Source organism: Paenibacillus anaericanus (assembly GCF_003994475.1).
Taxonomy (GTDB): Bacteria; Bacillota; Bacilli; order Paenibacillales; family Paenibacillaceae; genus Fontibacillus; species Fontibacillus anaericanus.
On sequence record NZ_RZNY01000076.1, the window covers coordinates 1 to 2,486 of the forward strand.

1 protein-coding gene and 1 pseudogene are annotated in these 2,486 nt (G+C 38.5%); one reads left to right on the forward strand and one right to left on the reverse strand.

Annotation, left to right across the window (positions count from 1 at the left end):
• The coding region (locus tag EJP82_RS27730) for a hypothetical protein (protein WP_148125765.1) at nucleotides 1–443 on the reverse strand (443 nt) is incomplete at its 3' end.
• Between the two features lie 841 nt (nucleotides 444–1,284).
• On the opposite strand from EJP82_RS27730, the pseudogene EJP82_RS28605 reads away from it, so the two are divergent.
• A pseudogene (locus tag EJP82_RS28605) lies at nucleotides 1,285–2,225 on the forward strand (IS3 family transposase); the annotation flags it as partial.
• Nucleotides 2,226–2,486 lie beyond the last annotated feature (261 nt).

Here is a 2,486-nt window from a genome sequence, read left to right on the forward strand (position 1 = left end):
TCTGCATCCCCTTTATACTTTAGCATGCGATCGATTAATGTCTTTCTTTCCAGTTGCAATGTAAGACCGCGAAAGGTACCGAACAAAAAGGGCGGGATCGGCGTTGTTGTATACCATTTGGGCGAATCCTTCAATAACTGATTAGAAAAGCTGCCCCAGCTATTCCACGTATCCCGTTCGATCATAGGAAGAGCTTTCTCTTGGGGTGGTTTTCCCCATGACTCTACCCTCGCGCTCCCTTTCATGAGCGCTATCGCATCGGCCACATTTTGTAGCTCTGCTCCTTGGATTTTGGTGATGGCGAGTCGGACAAAATTTTTCAATTGCTCCGAATCATCCGCTAGGCGATTGATCTGAGATTGCGCAAGCTGAGCTTGTCCTGACACGCGGGAATACAATTCCCCATCCATTTGGGCAAGGAAACCACTCATCTTTGTACGCAAATGATTCGTATCGTCAGATATTTNGCTCCTTTCTTGCTCAGATGAATCACTCTCGTTGTGGCATAGAGCTCCGAATCTATTCGAAGCTCTTGTCTTAGGTGGAATGGATTACATCTTTCGTGTTTATTGCAGCACGGACGTCTGCCTTCGCCAATTCTTAAACGCGTCATTACTTTTATGTATTCTTTATCACCGATGGCATTATTGCTTTGAGCTACTTGAATATATGCTGTATACTTAGACCCTCTTTTTGTTATAATGCAAAACCGGTTACACTCACATCCATTTTGATAAACTCTGTACGACTTACGACTGATTTGATTTAAACGTCTGATCTACATGACCGCGTACATTTTCTATACTAAATGTTTCAAATACCATAATATTACATATTATCTTCGTAATATATCACTTTTTCACATTTCCCGTTGTCGAAATTTGTATTATAAAAAATTTTTTTAAGAAAATATCTCCTTAAAAGAGGTATGCACCTTTCATTTTCAGCCCCAACCCGAGATTTTTATAAATTCCGGACTATATTAGAGGGCAAAGCGGCTAGCCTTACAACGTTGCTTTAACTTTATATGTTGACTAGCACGTTACCGGATTTATATTCCAAAATTATATAATCGATGTAAGAAATCAGTCTGTGTTATTTGAACTGGTATCATGTATTATCTGAAATATTCCACTAGTTATATAAAAATAAAATCCATTCAATCTCCTTAATAAAATGTAGGAAAAGCGTAGAAAACAAAAAAACAGGTAATCATGGCGGTAACACATAATGAACTGCACCCCAATTGTTAGACACTATCAACAATTGGAGGTGCAGTTTTTTATGGCCAAATTTACAAACGAACAAAAAGTTGATGCAGTTATTAGATATCAGAGTCAGTTGGAAAGTGTAAAGGAAATTGCTAGTTCAATAGGGGCGAACCACGAAGTTGTACGGATGTGGATTAAACAAGCTGAATATCACGGATTAACCGTCTTTGAAAAATCCTATACATCCTACACTATGCAGTTAAAAAAGGACGAACTTAACTATATGAACGAAATTGGGATATCTCCTAACGAAGCGGCGGTAATCTATAACATTTCCTCTCCGGCATTGATTCGAACATGGAGGATACAGCTGAATGCTGTTGGGTTAGATGCGCTCATTTCAAAGAAAAAGGGGCGTCCATCCATGAGCAAAAAATTGAATAAACAAACAAAACAAGTACTAGCTGAAGGCTCCACAGAAGCACTCCAAGCAGAAATCGAACGTTTACGTATGGAAAATGAGTACTTAAAAAAGTTGAATGCCTTAGTTTAAAACAAAGAAAAATCACCAAGGAAGACAAAGTAAAGATCATCTATGAATTAAGGCATAAGTACCCGGTAAAGGCGCTTGTGGCATTCGCACAAATCCCACGTAGCACGTATTACAATTTAATAAAGAAGATGAATCGTCTAGATCCAGATCCTGATTTAAAAGTGGCGATTAAAGCGATCTACGATGAACATGAAGGTCTTTATGGCTATCGTCGCATTCGTGATGAGCTAGCGAATCGTGAGCAAATAGTGAATCATAAGAAGATTCAGCGCATTATGAAAGAGTTAGGTTTAAAGTGCTTAGTACGCATGAAAAAATATAAATCGTATAAAGGTACGGTTGGTAAGATTGCATCAAACATTTTAGATAGAAACTTTACAGCCGAAGTACCTGATGAGAAGTGGGTAACCGATATTACTGAGTTTAAATTATTCGGTGAGAAGCTCTATTTATCACCTGTATGCTTAGCGCATTTCAAACTAGAACAAAATTGATGACAACGCTCACTACTCAACTGGAGAAGACTACTTTAAATTTTTGTAGCAAAATGCAATAGTGTACATCAATTTCGATTATCAATATAACAATTCGTAAATCGTGGTTGCCGAAGTGGGGAAATCGCAAGAAAGAAAGGGAGTTATACGAAAGCGGCTCTGACGAATAACGAATAGCCCCCTTGGACCTGAACTGTGACCCGTAAGATGGAAACTTTGAAAAAAGTG